The 19,560-nt window shown below is 51.2% G+C and carries 20 protein-coding genes; 12 read left to right on the top strand and 8 right to left on the bottom strand.

Going from position 1 to position 19,560, the window contains the following annotated elements; translation table 11 throughout:
• Positions 1-21: 21 nt before the first annotated feature.
• The 4 genes from FH603_RS01000 to FH603_RS01015 all read right to left on the bottom strand — a co-directional run bounded on the left by FH603_RS01000 (position 22) and on the right by FH603_RS01015 (position 3,441).
• Positions 22-1,332, bottom strand: coding sequence for a TolC family protein (locus FH603_RS01000; protein ID WP_186735128.1), 1,311 nt, complete (start codon positions 1,330-1,332; stop codon positions 22-24).
• Positions 1,333-1,487: 155 nt separating this feature from the next.
• Positions 1,488-1,673, bottom strand: coding sequence for a CsbD family protein (locus FH603_RS01005; protein WP_186735131.1), 186 nt, complete (start codon positions 1,671-1,673; stop codon positions 1,488-1,490).
• A 58-nt stretch (positions 1,674-1,731) separates the two neighbouring features.
• The gene (locus FH603_RS01010; protein WP_186735133.1) at positions 1,732-2,862 is read right to left on the bottom strand and encodes a flavin-containing monooxygenase; all 1,131 of its coding nucleotides are present in this window, start codon (positions 2,860-2,862) and stop codon (positions 1,732-1,734) included.
• A 129-nt stretch (positions 2,863-2,991) separates the two neighbouring features.
• Positions 2,992-3,441, bottom strand: coding sequence for a DUF2147 domain-containing protein (locus FH603_RS01015; protein ID WP_186735134.1), 450 nt, complete (start codon positions 3,439-3,441; stop codon positions 2,992-2,994).
• 162 nt (positions 3,442-3,603) lie between these two features.
• Here FH603_RS01015 and FH603_RS01020 point away from each other — a divergent pair, with 162 nt between their 5' ends.
• From FH603_RS01020 to FH603_RS01030, 3 genes are all read left to right on the top strand, one after another.
• Positions 3,604-4,137 (top strand): acyl-CoA thioesterase, encoded by a 534-nt coding sequence (locus tag FH603_RS01020; RefSeq protein WP_186735136.1) that lies wholly within the window; start codon positions 3,604-3,606, stop codon positions 4,135-4,137.
• Positions 4,138-4,245: 108 nt separating this feature from the next.
• Positions 4,246-4,740: a hypothetical protein gene (locus FH603_RS01025; protein ID WP_186735138.1), complete on the top strand. Its 495-nt coding sequence runs from the start codon at positions 4,246-4,248 to the stop codon at positions 4,738-4,740.
• A gap of 178 nt (positions 4,741-4,918) precedes the next feature.
• Positions 4,919-7,051, top strand: coding sequence for a M3 family metallopeptidase (locus FH603_RS01030; protein ID WP_186735140.1), 2,133 nt, complete (start codon positions 4,919-4,921; stop codon positions 7,049-7,051).
• A 96-nt stretch (positions 7,052-7,147) separates the two neighbouring features.
• On the opposite strand, the gene FH603_RS01035 is transcribed toward FH603_RS01030, so the two are convergent.
• Complete coding sequence (locus tag FH603_RS01035) at positions 7,148-7,696, bottom strand: YceI family protein (protein ID WP_186735142.1); 549 nt, start codon at positions 7,694-7,696, stop codon at positions 7,148-7,150.
• Between the two features lie 230 nt (positions 7,697-7,926).
• Here FH603_RS01035 and FH603_RS01040 point away from each other — a divergent pair, with 230 nt between their 5' ends.
• The 8 genes from FH603_RS01040 to FH603_RS01075 all read left to right on the top strand — a co-directional run bounded on the left by FH603_RS01040 (position 7,927) and on the right by FH603_RS01075 (position 15,449).
• Positions 7,927-8,445: a DUF4494 domain-containing protein gene (locus tag FH603_RS01040; protein WP_186735144.1), complete on the top strand. Its 519-nt coding sequence runs from the start codon at positions 7,927-7,929 to the stop codon at positions 8,443-8,445.
• A gap of 134 nt (positions 8,446-8,579) precedes the next feature.
• Entirely contained in the window at positions 8,580-9,029 is a 450-nt protein-coding gene (locus FH603_RS01045; RefSeq protein ID WP_186735146.1) for an HYC_CC_PP family protein, read from the top strand.
• Between the two features lie 74 nt (positions 9,030-9,103).
• Positions 9,104-11,380: a TonB-dependent receptor gene (locus FH603_RS01050; RefSeq protein ID WP_186735148.1), complete on the top strand. Its 2,277-nt coding sequence runs from the start codon at positions 9,104-9,106 to the stop codon at positions 11,378-11,380.
• On the top strand, positions 11,380-11,946 hold the full coding sequence (locus FH603_RS01055; RefSeq protein WP_186735150.1) for an AraC family transcriptional regulator: 567 nt from the start codon (positions 11,380-11,382) through the stop codon (positions 11,944-11,946). Before FH603_RS01050 ends, FH603_RS01055 begins: the two co-directional genes overlap by 1 nt.
• Before the next feature lie 109 nt (positions 11,947-12,055).
• Positions 12,056-12,409, top strand: a complete 354-nt coding sequence (locus FH603_RS01060) for a four-helix bundle copper-binding protein (RefSeq protein WP_186735152.1) — start codon at positions 12,056-12,058, stop codon at positions 12,407-12,409.
• Between the two features lie 89 nt (positions 12,410-12,498).
• The gene (locus FH603_RS01065; protein ID WP_186735154.1) at positions 12,499-13,539 is read left to right on the top strand and encodes a sialidase/neuraminidase family protein; all 1,041 of its coding nucleotides are present in this window, start codon (positions 12,499-12,501) and stop codon (positions 13,537-13,539) included.
• Between the two features lie 22 nt (positions 13,540-13,561).
• Positions 13,562-15,040, top strand: a complete 1,479-nt coding sequence (locus FH603_RS01070; RefSeq protein WP_186735155.1) for a hypothetical protein — start codon at positions 13,562-13,564, stop codon at positions 15,038-15,040.
• A gap of 43 nt (positions 15,041-15,083) precedes the next feature.
• Entirely contained in the window at positions 15,084-15,449 is a 366-nt protein-coding gene (locus tag FH603_RS01075) for a heavy-metal-associated domain-containing protein (protein WP_186735158.1), read from the top strand.
• Positions 15,450-15,536: 87 nt separating this feature from the next.
• Here the strand turns inward: FH603_RS01075 and FH603_RS01080 are convergent, their stop codons facing one another.
• Both FH603_RS01080 and FH603_RS01085 read right to left on the bottom strand, forming a co-directional pair.
• Positions 15,537-16,652, bottom strand: a complete 1,116-nt coding sequence (locus FH603_RS01080; RefSeq protein ID WP_186735160.1) for an alpha/beta hydrolase — start codon at positions 16,650-16,652, stop codon at positions 15,537-15,539.
• A gap of 262 nt (positions 16,653-16,914) precedes the next feature.
• Positions 16,915-17,886 (bottom strand): helix-turn-helix transcriptional regulator, encoded by a 972-nt coding sequence (locus FH603_RS01085; RefSeq protein ID WP_186735162.1) that lies wholly within the window; start codon positions 17,884-17,886, stop codon positions 16,915-16,917.
• Between the two features lie 190 nt (positions 17,887-18,076).
• Between FH603_RS01085 and FH603_RS01090 the strand changes: the two genes are divergently transcribed.
• Complete coding sequence (locus FH603_RS01090) at positions 18,077-18,403, top strand: GNAT family N-acetyltransferase (RefSeq protein WP_317171198.1); 327 nt, start codon at positions 18,077-18,079, stop codon at positions 18,401-18,403.
• Between the two features lie 2 nt (positions 18,404-18,405).
• Here FH603_RS01090 and FH603_RS01095 read toward each other — a convergent pair whose 3' ends face one another.
• Positions 18,406-19,299 carry a sterol desaturase family protein gene (locus tag FH603_RS01095; RefSeq protein ID WP_186735164.1) on the bottom strand — a complete coding sequence of 298 codons (894 nt, stop codon included), beginning with the start codon at positions 19,297-19,299 and terminating at the stop codon, positions 18,406-18,408.
• Between the last annotated feature and the right edge of the window lie 261 nt (positions 19,300-19,560).

Raw genomic sequence — 19,560 nt, forward strand, 5'->3', positions numbered from 1 at the left:
AGTTGTGGAATCATAGTACCGCTACTGACCATGTCTTAGTTGCAGGATCGTCTGGTTGATGAATACGTTCGACAGATTGGTTAGAAACCGGTTTTGAGCCGACAAAGCCTCGTTGAACACGTTTAGGTACTGATCGTAAGCGAACAGACCAGACCGGTACTTTACGAGCGCGATCTGTACGTTCTGGTTGCTGAGTTCAAAATTCTGCCGGTTCAGTTCCAGCGAACGCAGGGCCTGATTATACGATTGCCGGACATCGTCGGTATCGGTCTGCTGACGGTTGCGTTCGTAGGCGAGTTCGCTTTCTGCCAGTTTAAGCTGGAGCCGGGCGCGGGTCAGGTTATTGGCTCTCAAGCCGCCGGAATAGATCGCCCAATTGAACTGCAGGCCGGTAACACCAATGGTAAACCAGCGCTCATTGGGGTTCAGAAAGTTGAGTTGATTGCGTTGTGCCTGCTGGGTATACCGTCCGTATGCCGCCAGCGTAGGCCAGCGCTGAAGGCGCTCGCGGTCGAGTTGTAACCGGGCCAGATCGAGCCGGGCCTGCCGGAGCGTCACTTGCGGGCGTTCTACGGTATTGATAACGGGTAAGGATTCCGGAACGGGCCGGTCTGATAAATCCTCGGAGAGATGGAGACTATCAGCGGGTGCCAGCCCCAGTAATAGCCTGAGCTGGTTGAGGTTACGAACGTAGGCCAGTTCGTTTTGAAACAGCACATCGGTCGTTGTAAGCTGTACCGCCCGGATACGGTTGTATTCCAGTGGTTCGATCAACCCTTTTGTGAGCCGCTGACGGGCGATCTGTGAGAGGGTGTCGGCAGCCAGCAGGTTACGTCGGGTAATAGCAATGGCCGAACGGGTTAGTATCGCAGCATGATAAATGCGGGCGATCTGGGTCGAAATCTCGTCCTGCAACACCAGGTTTTGGTCGTCGATGATCTGAAGATTCTGCCCCACTATACCCCGATCGGCGCGGGCCGGGCGGTTAACGATAGGGACATTCACCTCAATACCGGCTGTCAGAAAAAAGGGAAGCCCGAACCGAAACTCGCGGAATTCGCCCGGCCGACCACCTAGAAATTCGGCAGGAACTAACTGGACAGGAAGGGCATAGTTGTAATCGAAATTGGTAAACAGCCGGGCGGCAGGCATCAGGCTGGCCTGGGTGGCGGCCCGCTGCTGCTCCTGAACCAGGCGGTTTTGACGGGCATTGACCAGATCAGGGTTGTTCCGTCGGGCCAGCGCCAGAACCTCCTGCACGTTCGTTACGACTGTCTGCGCCCCAGCAGGCATCGAAAACAGCAAAAGAAAGAGAAGAGAAAGCCGGTTCATGCGTATCGTGAATTGATACCCAAAGGAAGCCGTTTAGCCAGACCTGGCGTTTCCTATTTACACGAAGCGGAAAAAAGAGCAGGCAAACCATCGATTTTGGACCATAAAAAAAGCCGGAGCTTGGTAGCTCCGGCCTTACTCTTATATAGGATTGCTTATAATTCGGCAATCGATTTGTTGATCTCGTCTTTGGTTTTACCCGTCTTCTGCTGGAGTTTGCCCCACATTTCGTCTTCCTTACCTTCCGTATAGGTCAGATCGTCATCGGTCAGGTCGCCGTAGGCTTGTTTGATTTTGCCTTTCAGTTCGTTCCAGCCGCCTTTCAAAGTTGTCTCGTTCATGGTAGTAGTGTTTTAACGTTGAATGATATAAACAATCGCTGTGACTGCTTCTGTATAACTAGGCTGGAATCGAATTGTTTTTGGCGACATGCCGGGCAATTTTCTCTGAGTCGATGGTCAGATTGTAAATGATACCGGTCAGGGGTGTGGTGAAGCCCAGGAAGTACAGGCCTTCCAATTCAGGCTGATCGAACCATAACTGTTTCGGGTAGCCGCGCTGGTTCAGAATCCGGTCCGACAGGTCGGGGCCGAGGATGGGGGCAAGGCCCGGCCGGTAACCTGTAGCCAGAATGATGGCATCGAAGGCAAGTTCACGGCCGTCGGTGAAGCTCACGGTTTTTGTATTGACCCGCTCGATACCGGGCAGGACCGTAATACGACCCGCTTTGATCTGATCGAGGGTGCCCAGATCAATGACTGGAATCTTGCCCCGGCGTGTATCGAAGGAAGCCGGATGGTCGGGTTTTCCTAACCCATACCGGGACAGGTTGCCAACGGTCATTTTCTGCGACAGACCTGTCACCAGGTCATAAAACCAGTTCGGGAACCTGTTCAGGATGATGGCTGTCGGCTGAGCTGGCTTCCCCATGATGTCGCGCTTGACAATGTTAACCGGCCCACGCACCGATATACAGGGGTTTGCGCCATGCTCCAGCAAGTCCAGCGCCAGCTCAGCACCGGTGTTGCCCATTCCCACCACCAAAACGTTCTCACCCCGGAACGGTGCTCCGTTTCGGTATTCCTGACTGTGCCAGATAATACCTCTGAACGCCTGCTGGCCGGGTAGTTCCGGTTTGTTTGGGATGCGGTTGTACCCCGTGGATACGATTACCTGTTCGGCTTCGAATGTCTGGGTTTGGGTTTGTACCTGCCACCTGCCCGTGGCGGTTCGCCTGATGCTGACTACGTGTTGATTGAAGAGGGGCTTTATGTTGAAATGGACCGCATATTGCTCCATGTATTCAACCAGTTGCAATCTCGATACATAGGTAGGGTAGGTAGCGGGATAAGGAAGGTGGGGCAGGGCCGAGTATTGTTTGACCGTATGCAGATGGAGCCGGTCATAGTGGTTACGCCAGGAAAAGCCAATGTATTCGCTGGCCTCCAGCACTACGAACGGGCGTTTGCGATGTGCCAGCTGTCCAGCCATCGCTAAACCCGCCGGACCGGCACCGATGATAATTGTCATGAACAGTTGGTGAGTTGGTGAGTCAGCCAGTCGGTGAGTTGGTGAGTCGGTGAGTCGGTGAGTTGGTGAGTCGGTCAGTTAGTCAGCTACTGACTCACCAACTGACTGACTCACCAACTCACCGACTGTTTATTTAATCCTTGTCCAGGTCTGGGTTTTGCCAAGCAGTGAAATGCCTACATAACCACGCACATCGAGGGTATTGGGGTCTTTGAGGGTCATCTTGCAATTGTACTCTTTTCCGTCTTCCGGGTTGTATATCTTGCCATCAGTCCAGACGTTTCCCCCATCGAATTTGAAGTTGTACATCAGGGGCAGGTTGATCAACGGACGGTTTCGTTTCGACACATCTGCATTTTTGATATCTGTTTTGGGCTTACCGGTGGCGGGGTCGTTCGGTTCGGTGAGGAAGATGAGTTTACCCCGGTAGGTATTTCCTTGTTTATAAATCTGAACGTGCCCTTTTTTGGTGCCATTCAACCACGTACCTACAACGGCATCGGAGTCAGCTTTAGGCGCAAATGAAACTAAAGCAATGAACAGGAGAGCAAGGGGCACTAGGAAGCGAGTGGATTTCATGGAAGCTGTTGATTTGAATAAAACACTGATTTTATTGAACTAACGCAAATATCCGAACTGTACATACTCGTAGAAACGGATTTAAGCGGAATTTTATGAAAACAGATCGGACCGACGATCCCTTTTTTAAGTTGTGATATCAGGAATAAAAAACGACATGCTATGTTCAAACGCGACCCTAACCGCAGCTACCCGACCGAAACCGAATCACGGACGATTATTCGATTTCAGGATTGTGACCCGCTTCAACACCTCAATAACGCTAAATACTTCGACTATTACTTTAATGCACGGGAAGATCAGGTGGCTAAGTTATATGACTTCAACCCCGGTCAGCTCTTCCATGAACTAAAGACCAGCTGGGTAATTTACCAGCACCAGATCGCCTATGTCCGGCCAGCGAAGGTAAGCGAATGGGTGCGCATCATGTCGCGGTTAATCTATGTCAATGAAGACACAACCGTAACCGAGTATTACATGACAGACGATGCTAAAACGCACTTAAAAAATGTGCTTTGGGTAACCTCGAAATACGTCAGTGTAGAAACTGGAAAGCGTATTCCACACGATGAGCTGGTGATGGGCTATCTGGAAGCTACGCTGGTGCCCCACATAGACTTCCCCACCTTGAATTTCAACGATCGAATCCGGGACATCAAACGACATGTTGCTACGGGCATCGAGTACGCAAAATAGCTCACCCAGGAGACGCCGGAACTCGATAGATTTATTTCCAGAATAAGTTAAACCATTTCATGGGCGGTTGTTCCAAGAGCCAAATACAACCTGAAAATAACAACCACCATGAAAAAAGTACTGATGACGGCCGCTATGTTGATTGCCTTAGTATCGACCGGAGCCATGGCGCAGCGATATGGGTACCCAGCCCCTCAGCCCAATACCTATCCGCAGCAGCAGCGAGGCTATGATCCGAATTATGGACAGCCGAACTACAACTACGATTACGACGATTATCAGTTTGACCGGCACCTCGACTGGTGGGATCGGGAATTGAATCTGAGCCGTCGGCAGGAGCGGGAGATTCGCCGGGTTCGGGATCGGTTCGACCAGCAGACCCGGTCGATCAACCCCCGCGACCCACGGCAGCGGGATGTAGTTCGTCAACTGCGCCAGCGCGAATTCTTCGACATGATGGCTGTGCTCGACGCTCGCCAGCGTGACCGGGTTATTGAACGAATGCGTCCGTATGAGCGCGTTGCCGGACGCGGCCCCGGTCGTGGAAATGGGCGTGGCTACGGAAATGGGCGAGGGGGTGGTTACGGCCCATACGGGTACTAACTACCAGTTGGTCACAGATAAAGGAGACGCAGTCGATCCATATCGGATCGGCTGTTTTTTTTGCCTGTCCGGGTAACTAACGACCACTTAGCCCATTTACAGCCCGTTCCAGATGGATTAAGTTGACCCGCCACAGTTTGTTTCGTATTTTTCGGGGAAACTCATCCTTCAGAACTGTATGTTATCACATCAACGAATCAAAAAAACTGGCGTATTGCTGGTGGCAGCGACCCTGTCGGCCGTTGCGCAACCCTCGCCCCAACAACCCAAGATGAGCCCAAATCCATTTTTATCGGCCTATGCGACACCCCACCAGACGGCCCCGTTCGACAAAGTAAAAAACACGGATTACCTGCCTGCCCTGACCGAAGGGCTTGCCCAGGGCCGGAAAGAGGTGGCTGCTATTGTTAACAGTACGGATAAACCCACCTTCGAAAACACCATTGTCGCGCTCGAACGGGCCGGTGATCTGCTGGGTAAGGTAACATCCGTGCTGTTCAACCTCAATAGTGCCGAAACAACGCCTGAGCTTCAGAAGATCGTGAAAGAAGCCTCGCCGATGCTGAGCGAGTATGGCAACGACATCACGCTGAATGAGAAACTGTTTGCCCGAATCAAGTCGGTTTATGACCAGCGGGCCAGTCTGAAACTCGACCCCGAGCGGTCGATGCTGCTGGAAAAGGCGTACAAACGCTTTGCCCGAAATGGCGCTAACCTCGATGCCACCGGTAAAGAGCGGCTGCGGGCTATCGATAAAGAGATGTCGCAGTTATCGCTTCAGTTTGGGGAGAACGTACTCAACGAAACCAATGAGTTCATGATGCCCGTTACGAATGAGAAGGACCTCGCCGGTCTGCCTGATTTTGTGCGGGAAGCCGCTAAAGCAACGGCCAAACAAAAAGGCAAAGAGGGGTATGTTTTCACCCTGCAGGCCCCCAGCTATGGCCCCTTCATGCAGTATGCCGACAATCGCAGCCTGCGCGAGAAACTGTATATGGCTTACAATGGCCGGGGTTTCCACGGCGATAAAAACGATAACTCGGCCATTATTGAGAAGATCGTAAACCTGCGCTATGAGCGGGCTAATCTGTTAGGCTATAAAACCCACGCCGATTTTGTACTTGAGGAAAGTATGGCTGGCTCGCGCGATAAGGTCCAGTCGTTTCTGGATGAGCTGGTGACGTATGCCCGCCCGGCAGCAGAACGGCAGCTGGCTGAGTTGACAACCTACGCCAAAGCGCATGGGTTTGCCGATGACAAGCTACAGGTTTGGGACAATAACTATTATGCCGAGAAACTGAAGAAAGAGAAGTACGACCTCGACGATGAAATGTTGAAGCCCTACTTCAAACTGGATAACGTGCTGAACGGTGCTTTTACAGTTGCCAATAAACTTTATGGTATTACCTTCAAAGAGCGCACCGATATTCCCGTCTACAACCCGGAGGTGAAAACCTTCGATGTATTCGACAAGGATGGCAAGTTTCTGGCGGTATTTTACGGTGACTACTTCCCCCGCGCCGGGAAGCGCAGCGGAGCCTGGATGAACGATATTCAGGGGCAGAAAGTAGAGAACGGTACCAACATCCGGCCGCACATCGTGAACGTCTGTAATTTCACCCGGCCAACCGATACCAAACCTTCCCTGCTGACTTTCTATGAAGTCACAACGCTGTTCCACGAGTTTGGTCATGGACTGCACGGTATGCTGGCCAACGGTACTTTCGAAAGCCTGAGCGGTACGAGTGTTCCCCGCGATTTTGTTGAGTTACCTTCGCAGGTGATGGAAAACTGGTGCTACGATCCTGAAGCCCTGAAGCTGTTCGCCCGGCATTACCAGACAGGCGAAGTTATTCCGAATGAACTGATCGAGAAGATCCGCGCGAGCCAGAACTTCCTGGCTGGTCTGGCTAACCTCCGGCAGCTACGGCTTGGCCTGACCGATATGTACTACCACGGTCAAAAGCCGACGGGTGAGAGTATTACAGAGGTCGAAAATCGTGTCGATTCGGTAGCGAACCTATTTCCCCGTGTGAAAGGGGTAGCGGTTAGTCCGGCCTTCTCGCACATCTTTGCGGGCGGGTATTCGGCTGGCTACTACAGTTATAAGTGGAGTGAAGTACTGGACGCCGATGCATTCGAGTTCTTCAAAGAGAAAGGTGGTCTGGAAAACAAAACGGCTGCCGATAGCTTCCGCAAAAACGTACTGGAGAAAGGCGGTACCGAAAAGCCGATGGAACTCTACAAGAAGTTCCGGGGCCGTGAACCGTCGCCTAAAGCGATGTTGCGAAGAAGTGGTTTGATTCTATAAGTTGAACAATTAACATGAAAAGCCCCGCCTGAAACGTTTCAGGCGGGGCTTTTCATGTTAATTGATGCGGCTAGGGCCGGTATCGGTCACTTAAAGTCAGGCTTGTTTGGTCACTTGAATGTTCATGATCAGGCGAACATCGTCGCTCACCACCACACCACCGGCTTCGGTAACGCCATCCCAGGTCAAGCCATACTCCTTACGCTTGATGACACCGGTTACTTCAAAACCAGCCTTGGTCTGACCATGAAAATCCTGCATCTGACCGCCATATTCTGCTTTAAGGATTACGGGTTTGGTTACGCCGTGCAGGCTAAGATCACCACTCAATTCATACGTATCGTCGCCCGTTTTTTTCATGCCGGTTGACGCGAAGGTAAGCTGGGGAAACTGGTCGGCGTCAAAGAACTCGCCCGATTTAAGGTGTGTATCCCGCTGCTCGTTATTGGTGCTGATGCTGCTGATGTCAGCCGAAAAATTGATTTTGGCGTCTTCAAAGTCATCCCCATTCATGATCAGTTGACCTTCATACTGGCCAAACGAACCCGTTACGGTCGAAACCATAAGGTGCTTCACTTTAAACTGGACTTCTGAGTGGGTAGGGTCTATAACCCAGGTAGTGGCGGTAATTGCTTGAGCTTCCATGATGATCGGTTATTTGATGTATGAGTATTTAATGTATATACATTTAAATGGTGCACTTTGGTTCAGCCACCTCCCAGTTTTTTTTCAGTGCCGTATCGGGCTGATATCACCCGTTAATATCTCGATAGTCGGCTGCCGGTTACCGGAGCAAACCAGCACTGGTAATTAAGGTTTTTTCGGCACCTTTGTAGCTCATTTTTTGTTCTAAATACGTATCAAATCCTTTAAAAATGCCTAACTGGTTCCTCGGAAAAATCCGCTATCAGCAACCTATTGACGACGCAACCGTCGGTACGCGCAACGAAGAATTTATTAAGCAGAAAACGGTTACGGAGGCCTATCTGGTCGATGCTGTCAGTTACACCGACGCGGAAGCCCGGCTCTATCAGGAGATCGCTGCCAATACACCCGACTTTGAAATTACCGATATCTCGCGTATGAAACTCGCCGACGTCTTTCATAATGAAGAGGGGGGAGAGATTTGGTATAAGGTGAAGGCCATGTTCATCACTGAAGACGAAAAGACCGGCAAGCAGAAGAAAACGCCCAGCCTGATGCTGGTCAATGCCGAAACCCCCAAGCAAGCGTATGAACTCATTGAGACGAGTCTGAAAACGGCGCTTGATCCCTACGAGATTACGGACGTCAATACAACGAAAATTCTGGATATTTTCCCGTTTAATGAAGAAGAGAAGCGTAATCTGCGCCCAATCAGCGAGGTAGCTGAACGCGAAACAGAAAATGCATGATTGAACCTATAGGTACTCATCCGATAACGGATCGTTATCGGATGAGTATAATTACCGCCGATTAGTACATAATTCGCCTATTTCTGGGGCGAATACTTGTGTTGAATTTGTTCAATGCTGATATTTGACCCATTATGAAACGCAAGCTGTTCCAATTGTTTAACCTTCTGATGACCTGTGTTGTGCTGCTGAGCAGTACGGGATTTGGTCTGGTTGAACATTCGTGCCAGATGCGCGGTAAGAAAAAAATGTTGGTCGTTGCGTTTAGCGACACCAAAACGAAAGTGGGTTGCTCGATCGATGGTCAACCCATGACGTCCCCGCAAACGTCTATCGACAAATCCAACTGCTGCCAGGATGAAAGCAGCTTTGAAAATGTTGATGCCCAATCGTCGCTGAGTCAGCTCGTTGCCAAGTTTGTTAAAACCGTCACTGAAACAGTGATGGCGGGGGTCATAACGCTTATTGCTTACCTTATCGAGTGGACCTTTGACCGCGAGTCATCTTCCATTTCGCTCGTTGAAGCGCCCCCTTCTCCGTCCGGGCGCGAAATCCTGACCCTCGACCGGTGTCTTCTCCTTTGATTTGTTGATTGAATTCATATTGCCGATGTCTGTAGGACATGGGCTTCCTGTGTTTTCCATTAATCAACAAAATCATGCGCTTTATCTCTTTATGGATACTGCTGTTGTTGCTAACAGCAGGGTTCAACCAGTCAGTGTTGGGCCAATCCGATTCCAGTTCTATCAAATCGTCCGCCGACTCTGTTACCAACGTCAACACAACCGTACGGGGGCGAATCAGTGAAACCCTCCATGGTAAACCGGCACCACTTACGGGAGCCACTGTGCTGTGGCTCGGTACATCGGCTGGAACCGTTACGGATTCTATCGGTAGTTTTCAGCTGGCTACTCATCCCTCAGTAAACCAGCTGGTCATTAGCTATGTGGGTTATCAGGCTGATACACTGCTGGTTATTGATCCCACTGTCACGCTAAATGTAACTCTGCGTGCTGAACGGACCTTACAGGAGGTGACCGTTTCCGGTGCACCCGGTCAAATCGACCGTATCAACCCAATCCAGACAGAACTTATCACGCAGCGGACGCTGGCGAAGGCCGCCTGCTGTAATCTGTCCGAAAGTTTCGAAACGAATGCATCGGTAAGTGTGTCCTATGCCGATGCGGTAACGGGCGCGCGGCAAATCCAGTTCCTGGGACTGGGTGGGCAATACGTTCAGACCAACGTCGAAAATATCCCGACCGTTCGGGGATTAGGGACCACGTTCGGCCTTAACTATATCCCCGGAACCTGGATTACGAGTATCGATGTGGGTAAAGGAGCTGGCTCGGTCGTCAATGGCTACGAGTCGATGAGTGGGCAGATGAACATCGAACTGCAAAAGCCAGACTCGCCCGATAAATTATTCGTGAACGGGTACGTAAACAGTTTCGGTCGGGTTGAAGGTAATCTCAACTGGTCTCAGCCTATCAACAAAAAATGGAGTGTTGGGGTATTGGGCCATGCCAGTACGCTGCAAAAAGAGACTGATCAGAATAAGGACGGTTTCCGCGACCTGCCGCTTTATACCCAGATCAATGCGATCAATCGCTACAAGTACAACGGGGAGCGGTTTATGGCTCAGTTTGGTGTAAAAGCGCTTTATGAGGACCGCAACGGCGGGCAGCTATCCCGTTTTGGTCCATCGAGGTACCGTTTCGGCAACACGACAAAGCGGCTGGAGTTCTTTTCCAAAACGGCCCGACTGTATCCCGATCAGCCTTATAAAGGGTTGGGTCTTATTCTGAACGGGCTGAATCACGAACAAACTGCCCTTTTCGGCTTTAAACCCTATGCAGGCCGACAGCGGACGATATATGCCAATTTGATCTATCAGAACATTATTGGCTCAACCAACCATACCTATAAGGCGGGACTTAGCTACCTGCTGGATGATTACAGGGAACAGCTGGGTACCCTGCAAACGAACCGCACGGAATCGGTACCGGGTGTTTTTGCCGAGTATACCTACACCTACCCCGAAAAAATGACGGTTGTGCTGGGCGGACGGTTTGATTACCATAATCTATTCGGTCCACAATGGACGCCACGGGCTCACCTGAAGTATGATCTAAGTCCAAACCTGACTCTGCGGGCATCGGCCGGACGCGGTTTCCGGGTGCCTAACTTCCTGGCCGAAAACTTTGGCTATCTCGTTAGTTCGCGTGTCGTCATCAATGAGGCCCAGCTACGCCCCGAAGTGTCATGGAATTATGGAGGAAGCCTGACCAACGATTTTACCCTTTTCGGGAAGAAAGCATCACTCGTTCTCGATTATCACCGCACCGATTTCCGGGAGCAGCTTTTTGTGGATATCGAGCACCCCCGCGAAATCCATTTTCATAACCTGTATGGTAAATCGTTCGCCAACAGTTTTCAGGCCGAACTCAATTACCAGCCCATCCGCCGGATGGATGTGAAACTGGCCTACCGGTTGTTTGATGTGCGTCAAAGTATGAGCGTACCGTCTGAAGACACGCTGTTATTGCCCCGTATGATGATCCCCCGCGACCGGTTCCTGCTGAACGTAGGGTATGCACTGCCTTTCGACAAATGGAAATTCGACGCAACCCTACAGTGGAACGGACCCCGTCGGATTCCGTATCTGCGCGCTGGAACAGGAGCTGATTATACCGTTGTCCCACTGGAATACTCCCCGGGTTATTATAACCTCAACGCTCAGGTTAGCCGTGCTTTCGTGAGCGGTTGGGAAATATACATTGGGGGAGAGAACCTAACGGGCTTTCGGCAGCAAACGCCCATCGTAGCGGCCAATGATCCTTTTGGGGCCGATTTTGACGCAGGATCGAGAGTGTGGGGGCCGGTAACGGGCCGGATGGTATATGTGGGTTTTCGCTTCAAACCGATACGCTGATGATCCTCACTATTCGCAACATGGTATGTGACCGCTGCAAGCGGGCTGTTCGTGACGATCTCGGAGCGATGGGTCTAACGATGCATCGGGTCGAACTGGGTGAGGTTGAGGTCGACGGCCTGCCGCCCGGGGTTACGCTCGACGATGTTCGGCGGGTATTGGTAGCAGGAGGGTTCGAACTGATCGACGACCGGAAACACGCGCTGGTTGAGCATATGAAAGCTCTGCTGATCAATGAAGTAAATCACCTGAAAGGCGATCGTTTGCCTACCGAAAACTATTCGGCGTTCCTGGAGCGTAAACTTGGATACGAATATTCCTACCTGAGTGGCCTGTTTTCGGGTATCGAAGGTCAGACTGTAGAAAAATACACCATTGCGCTGAAAATCGAAAAGGTGAAAGAGTGGCTTCGCTATGACGAGCTGACGCTGACCGAGATGGCCTGGCGACTGAGCTATAGTAGCGTGCAGCATTTGTCGAACCAGTTTCGGCAGGTAACCGGACAAACACCCGGTCAGTTCAAGAAACTGGCGCTCAATGCCCGTCGACCGCTGGATTCGATCTAAGGGCCGGTTATTCGTACAGACGGACCCGAATTGTGTAAAAACCGAACGAGCATCAGGCGGTTACTTTGTTGACCAATAATGGTCATTACATCGCTTACTCAATAAGATTATGGAAACGACACAACATCACCACAAGCACAGCGATACCTGCTTTGACTGTGCTGAAGCCTGCGAACGCTGCGTGACAGCCTGCCTGGAAATGGGCGATGAAGATAGCAAAGGTCATGATATGACGGCCTGTATCAAATTATGCCGTGACTGCGCCGACATTTGTACACTCTGCGGACGGCTCGAAGCACGGGGTTCGCAGTTTATGGGCCAGTTCATACAGTTATGTGCCGATGCGTGTGACGCTTGTGCGGCTGAGTGCGAAAAGCACGCTGACCACCATGCCCATTGCAAAGCCTGCGCTGAAGCCTGTCGCAAATGCGCCGAAGAATGCCGCCAGATGGCCAACGCCTAAGGGATACCGGGGAGGTGCCTTCCAGACAGGTCTGGGTGTCACTTCCCTATCCTTTACTTTTGAATTGACGTTAATTCCTAACCCAGCCAATGGCACAGCTTTACAGCCTATTCGTCTTATTTTTCATGAACGTGTTAAGTCCGGCAGACACGAGTCATGTTATCGGTACGGGCATGCACCCATCGGCGGTAACGGACCCTGCCGGGGCTGTCCATGTAGTATTCGGCCGGGGAGCACTAATCTATTACACGACCTCGGCTGATGGACATACCTTCTCGCGTCCGGCAGTTGTAGACAGCTTGTTCGGTTTGCATCTGGGCGCATCGCGCGGTCCTCAGATTGCTGCAACTACCCGCTCGGTGGTAATAACAGCCATCGACAAGGGGGGCGATGTTTGGGGGTATACCCTCGATCGTAAAACCGGTCGGTGGCAAAAGCCGGTACATGTAACTGATGAGCCTGAAATGGCTAAAGAAGGATTTGTTGCCTTAACGGCCGGGCCTGATGATTCTTTTATGGCCATCTGGCTTGATTTGCGGGGCAATCAGCAAAATAAACTGATGGGCGCTCACTCAACCGATGAGGGAAGGACATGGTCGGCAAACCGCCTGGTCTATGAATCACCCTCAGGAACTATCTGTGAGTGTTGCCAGCCCTCTATCGTGTGCCAGGGCCGGTCGGTGGCGGTGATGTTCCGGAATTCAATGGCCGGTTCGCGGGATATGTATCTGCTTCGATCGTCCGACGGCGGGCATATGTTCGGGAAGGCCGAAAAATTGGGCGCTGGTACCTGGAAACTCAATGCCTGCCCTATGGATGGTGGTGGTGTGTATATGGCTCCCGACGGGCCTGTCACAACCGTCTGGCGACGGTCTGATAAGCTGTTTACGGCTCGCCCTGGCCAGGCTGAAACGGAAGTGGGCACCGGCAGGAATGCCAAAATTGTCAGTACTAAAAAAGGGGATTACATCGCCTTTCAGCGCGATAGCCACGTATGGATTCTGGCACCGGGGGAAACGCAGCCCCGGTCTATTGGCGAGGGTGGCTTCCCCAAATTACTCCGATTGAGCAACGACCATGTGCTCTGCGTGTGGGAGCAGGCTGGGTCAGTGCTGACTGCTTCAATTTAATCTATTCAACAAAATCAACGGTATGAAAAAACTAAAACTGTTTGTGTTGTTGGGGGTATCGACCGTCGCGCTGGGGCAACACCAGCACCACCAGATGACACCCGCCAGCGGCAAACAACCAGCCGACACGATAAAACCCATGGACCATTCGATGCATGGAATGGACATGTCGGGCGGTAAGGACCCCTCCATGGAGAACATGGGTATGTCGAACGATGGCATGACGATGGATACCACCATGGGAATGACGCATTCGCTCTCTCGTAATTTATCGATGAATCGCAACGGATCAGGTACGACGTGGCACCCCGATAACACACCCATGTATGCCTACATGCGTCACCCGGTTAAACCCGGTGGTTGGAGTTATATGTTGCACTATGCCATCTACCTGCGCTACACGAGTCAGAATGTCAATAATGCTGGCGGACGGGGGCGGGATAGGCAACTGGGAGCCCCCAACTGGGTTATGGGCATGGCCCAGCGAAAGGTAGGCCAACGGGGTCTGTTTCAGGTACGGGCCATGCTGTCCCTCGACCCGCTTACGGTAAGCAATGGTGGGTACCCACTGCTCTTCCAGACGGGCGAAACCTACAAAGGCCAGCCACTCATCGACCGGCAGCACCCCCATGATCTGGTGTCCGAATTGTCGGTTAGTTACGCCCACGCATTCAGCAAAGACATCGACGTTTATGCGTATGTGGGTTATCCTGGCGAGCCGGCGGTAGGGCCACCGGCTTTTATGCACCGCATTTCGTCGTTCAATAACCCCGATGCACCCTTAAGTCACCACTGGCAGGACGCCACTCACATCCTTTTCGGCGTGGCAACGGCCGGGTTTCGGTATAAATGGATTAAGGTCGAGGGGTCAACGTTCAAGGGGCGCGAGCCTGACGAAAATCGGTATGATTTTGACCAACCCCGTTTCGACAGTTACGCTTATCGGGTGTCGGTAAACCCGTCGCCTTCGCTGGCAGTCCAGTTCTCGCAGGGATTCTTGACGAGTCCCGAAGAAAGCCATCCGGAGGAGGATGTTATCAGGACAACGGCTTCGGTACTGCACAGTAAAGGACTGGGTCGGGAAGGACGCTATGTAACGTCGGCGCTGGTCTGGGGACAGAATTCCCACGATGGCATTAATGAGAATGGATTCCTGGCCGAAAGTAGTCTTCAACTTGACCGGGTTGCTTTTTACGGCCGGTATGAAAATGTAGGGAAGTCGCCCGAGGAGCTTAGCTTACCCTTTTTCGACGGTATTCCCGGACTTGATAGTCATAAGCCTTTGACCATAAACAACCTGACGTTAGGTATGAACTATCGGATTGCTCAGCAATACGGGAGTGATCTGGTGCTGGGTGCTCAGGTAACAGGTGCTGCTATGGATCGATTATTGCAACCGATTTACGGCAAAACACCCGTGTCCGGGCAGGTTTACCTTCGGCTATCGCCTTCACTTATGACCATGAGCGGCATGAAAGGGCATAAGACACGGCACCATTAATATCTATTTTTCGTTATCAGTAAACCATAAACCATCTACAACCATGTTACGGAACCTATTTCTAACCGCCCTTACGTCGCTGATGATCTTCGGCAACAGCTTTGCCGGCATATCGCTCCGCGATGACAAAGAGAAAGAAGTAAAGATCAAAACATCAGCCATTTGTGGGATGTGTAAAGCCCGCATCGAGCGAAATCTGGCCTTTGAGAAAGGTGTCAAAGAGTCGACACTGGACGTCAAGTCAAAAGTAGTGACCATTAAATATAACCCTGCCAAAACCGATGTTGCCAAGTTGAAAGCAAACATCAGCAAAACCGGGTACGACGCCGAAGAAGTGCTGGCCGACGAAGCAGGATATGCCAAGTTGCCCAGTTGCTGCAAGAAAGGCGGAGGGATGGATCACCAGTAAGGAACAATTTACCATAGTCTCCCCTAACAGAATAGCCCGATACTCAGTGAGTGTCGGGCTGTTCTGTCATGGGAGTAACGGGTTTAACTATTTGAACGCATTTCTCAACTGAACGGCCGCAAGCTCCTGTGCCTGCGCAGCTTCCGGGACAACTGCATACATGCCGAAAAACTCATGGGTTACGCCCTCGTAGAGTTGATACGTAACCTGTACGCCAACAGATTTCAGTTTTTCCCGCAGGGCCATTCCTTCGCTTTGCAGCGGATCAATTTCTGCCCCAATGATCGTGGTTGGGGGTAAACCGCTTAGGTTAGCCACATCCGTCAGGGAAATCAGGGGGCTATCGCCATCGGCGGGCGTTCTGAAATAGCGCTCCACAAACCATTGGACTAAGGGACGGCTAAGAGGAACGGCGTTTGCATATTGGTTGTAAGACGGTGAAAACAGATCATTGTTTGCTACCGGAAACACCGACAAAATATGAACAGGTAAACCCAATCCCCGGTCGCGGGCCATCATAGCTACCGTGATCGCCATGTTTCCACCAGCGCTCTCCCCCGCAACCGCCACTTTCTCCGCATTTCCGCCAATAGATGCTGCGTTTTCCTTTACCCATTTATAGGCTGCGTAGGCATCTTCATGAGCGGTTGGGAATTTGTTTTCAGGAGCCAGCCGGTAATCGACCGACATAACAATTGCCCCTGTGTTCTGAGCAAGTGCCAGTGTCGAATACTCATATACTTCGGGGCTACCAATTACCCAGCCTCCACCATGGAAATAAACAATGACCGGGGCAGTGGCAGATGCGCCATCCGGTCTGTAGAGGACAACCCTGATTGGTGTGCCATTGGCACCTGGAATGGTACGCTCGCTCTTGGTAACCATTGCTTTGGGAGGAGCAATGTTATTTTTGTCGAGTACAGCGTTTAAGGCATCCTTGAACGTCGGTTGGCTACGGGCCTCCTCCGTCGAGAGTTGATAAAGCGGAACAGGATTCAGGCGTTGAAGCTCTTCGATAACAGCCTGCATTTGAGGTCTGATGGTAGGTGCAAAGTCAGGCTTAGGTCCGGTTGGCTGGATACTTTGCCCTGGCAGAGCAATTCGGTGATCTTCGCATGACGATAGTGTCAGGCCAGCCAGTAATGTAAGGGCGAGGCTCCATTGCGTAAAACGAAGCATTGAATCAGGGAAAAAATGGTTCATAACGTTTAGTTTAATGTAACGACATATAAACTTGATAGTTAGTCTATAGTTATAGAATATTAACTAAACGGTTGCTCATTTTGCCAATGTTACAGGCTGGGGAGCAGGGAGCGCTTGTAGTCAGCGCATTAGGTAATACTACTAAATAACGAGCTGTTTTGAAGCGAATAGAGTTGCCGTGTGTTCATGCCGGTAGGGAATATACGAAACCGGGCAACAGGCAGATACAAACGTTTAGGGAATCTGGGATGGCCCAAGCGAATTAGTCAACGTCAATCAAGGTTGGTTGACGGTAATGATGGCGAACTTCGTTAACCAGGGCACGCATCTTTTCCACCAGTAATTCTGGCTCTTCGACAGTAACGAATTTTCCGTAAGAGAGAAGCCAGCGGGCCAGCCCGTCGATGTAAGGTGTACTAAGTTGAATTCGAACGCGATCTCCCAGGTCTTCCTCACCCAAAAACCCCCATATATATTTTTGTTCGTGCAGATGGCGTACAATTGCCTTCTCAAAAACCACCGTTACTACGGCTGACGGCCTGTCAAATCTGGCTTTGATTTGGTTGAGGTATTGCTGTAAGGAAAGCCGTTCGTGGCGGGCAAATTGCTGCCCAGTATCACTGAGTTCACGAATGCGGTCGACCCGGAAATCACGATAGTCCTGACGGATGCGGCAATAGGCAATCAAATGCCACGCCATACTGTAGTGATACAGGCCAACAGGTTCGACTTCGCGCCGACTTTCAGCATCGTTATAGCTCGAATGGTATATAATATCAAGGATATACTGTTGCGCAATGGCCCGTTGAATGGTAGTCAGTAACGTATCGGAATAGGGCTGCCGGATTTCTGGCCTGGACACGTGCATCAGTTCATCGAGTTCGTTAAGGTGCTCCTGGTCCGGTTGCTTCAGCACCGATTTAATTTTATACAGGGCAGATTCAAACTCAGTGCGTATCGATTTGTCGGCCCATTTTTCAATTAGTTTTCCCGCCAGGAGCAGAGCACTGGCTTCTGCATTGGTGAACGATACGGGGGGCAGGTGATAATCGGTCAGAAAGTAGCCAACGCCTGCTTCTGCGCCGATTGGGACGCCCGCTTCTTCCAGAGAGCGCACATCACGGTAAACGGTGCGCAGGCTTATGGAAAACCGGTCAGCCAACTCCTGCGCTCGCACAACCCGTTTGGTTTGCAGGTGGATGAGAATAGCGGTCAAACGGTCGAGTCGGTTCATAAGAGGGGGACAGGAGGACTGAGTCGAAAATTAAGGGCTTTACCACCTACTTACAACCGCCAGGGTAGGTAAGGCCATTGGCTGAGCGCCCCATTGAAAATTGAAACGACCCGATGTGTCAAGTTAAACAAATGAGCCGGTAATGCAGTACGTAGAAGTAAGACACAGTCGTAAAAACAAATATACAGGTATGAAAATGTCCGACAGCCCGACCGACGGTTCCGTTGTTACGGATAATCGCCATCATCACCGGTTTGAGATGAAAACCGGTGATAAAGTATCCATCATAAACTACACGCAGGTCGATGATGAAACGCTTGCTCTAGTTCATACGGAAGTAGATCCTAGCCTGGAAGGTCAGGGAATAGGCTCACAGTTGGTAAAAGGTGCTCTGGACTATATCGACCGGAATAATCTGAAAATTGTGCCGCTCTGCCGGTTTGTATCCGTTTATATCAAACGCCATCCCGACTGGGACCGGGTTGTTTCAACGGCTTATCGGGCCGAGGATTTCTAACACTAGATCGAATCGGTGAGAACGCCGGACTTTTTTTGTTCCTCGTTTCTTAGCTGCTTCGTGGTTCGTCGGCTGCCATCGTGACTCCAGCCCGGCGGACCGAAGATATAACCCAGTGCGTTACGCAGGGACCCGGCCTGGCTTACATCCCGCCCGATAGCTGTCCACTCGTGGAAGGCGATTCTGATGGGGTTATGCGAATCGATATTGGTGGTCAGCCCGTAGGTTGGACGCTGTTGTTCAGGAGCGAACGTACCAAACAACCGGTCCCATATGATGAGAATACCGGCGTGGTTTTTGTCCAGATAGGCCAGATTTGACCCATGATGCACCCGGTGGTGGGATGGCGTATTGAAAATATACTCGATAGGGGCGGGCAGTTTATCGATGTGTTCGGTATGAATCCAGAACTGATACAGTAAACTGACCGCCTGCATCGTCATAACCGCAATGGGCGAAAAGCCGACCAGCGGCAGCCAGATCCAGAATAGAAAAGCACCCGAAAGGGTACCCGTCCAGGTTTGGCGTAGTGCCGTGCCGAGGTTGTACTTCTGCGAGGAGTGGTGTACCACGTGCGACGCCCAGAAGTAACGGCTGCTATGGCTGATCCGGTGAAACCAGTAATAGCTGAAATCATCGGCGAAGAACAGCACTATCCAGGCCCATACCTGCGTCATATCGACGGTGAACAGCCGAAATTGATAGACGAGAGAATACGTGCCGAAGACGATCATTTTCCCCACAATTCCCACGATCACGTTACCGATGCCCATGGTCAGGCTTCCGGCCGTGTCTTTGACGTCGTAGTAATCTTTCTGCTGCCTGGCGGTCAGGATGACCTCCGCAACGAGTAAGATGATAAAGCCCGGAATCGCATACTGAATTAGGTCCCTCATGTAGGTGTGCGTCTGGATATGCCAACCGATCCGTTACTATCGAAGGGCAGGAACTGGCTACTTCTGACCCTCGTCTTGGACCCCTATCGGCCCGGTACATTACCCTCTTATAAAGGCTAAACGCGACAACTACTACCTATATCCTAACAAAAGTAAGCAGGGTAATTATTCCAAGTGAACTACCGGAATGTATTTGAACAAGTAAAGCCAAAAATACCTGGGATAGTGATTTGAAAATCAGGTAGGGAAGCTTTCTTCTAG

Source organism: Spirosoma utsteinense, from assembly GCF_014282275.1.
In the GTDB taxonomy this organism is placed as follows: domain Bacteria; phylum Bacteroidota; class Bacteroidia; order Cytophagales; family Spirosomataceae; genus Spirosoma; species Spirosoma utsteinense.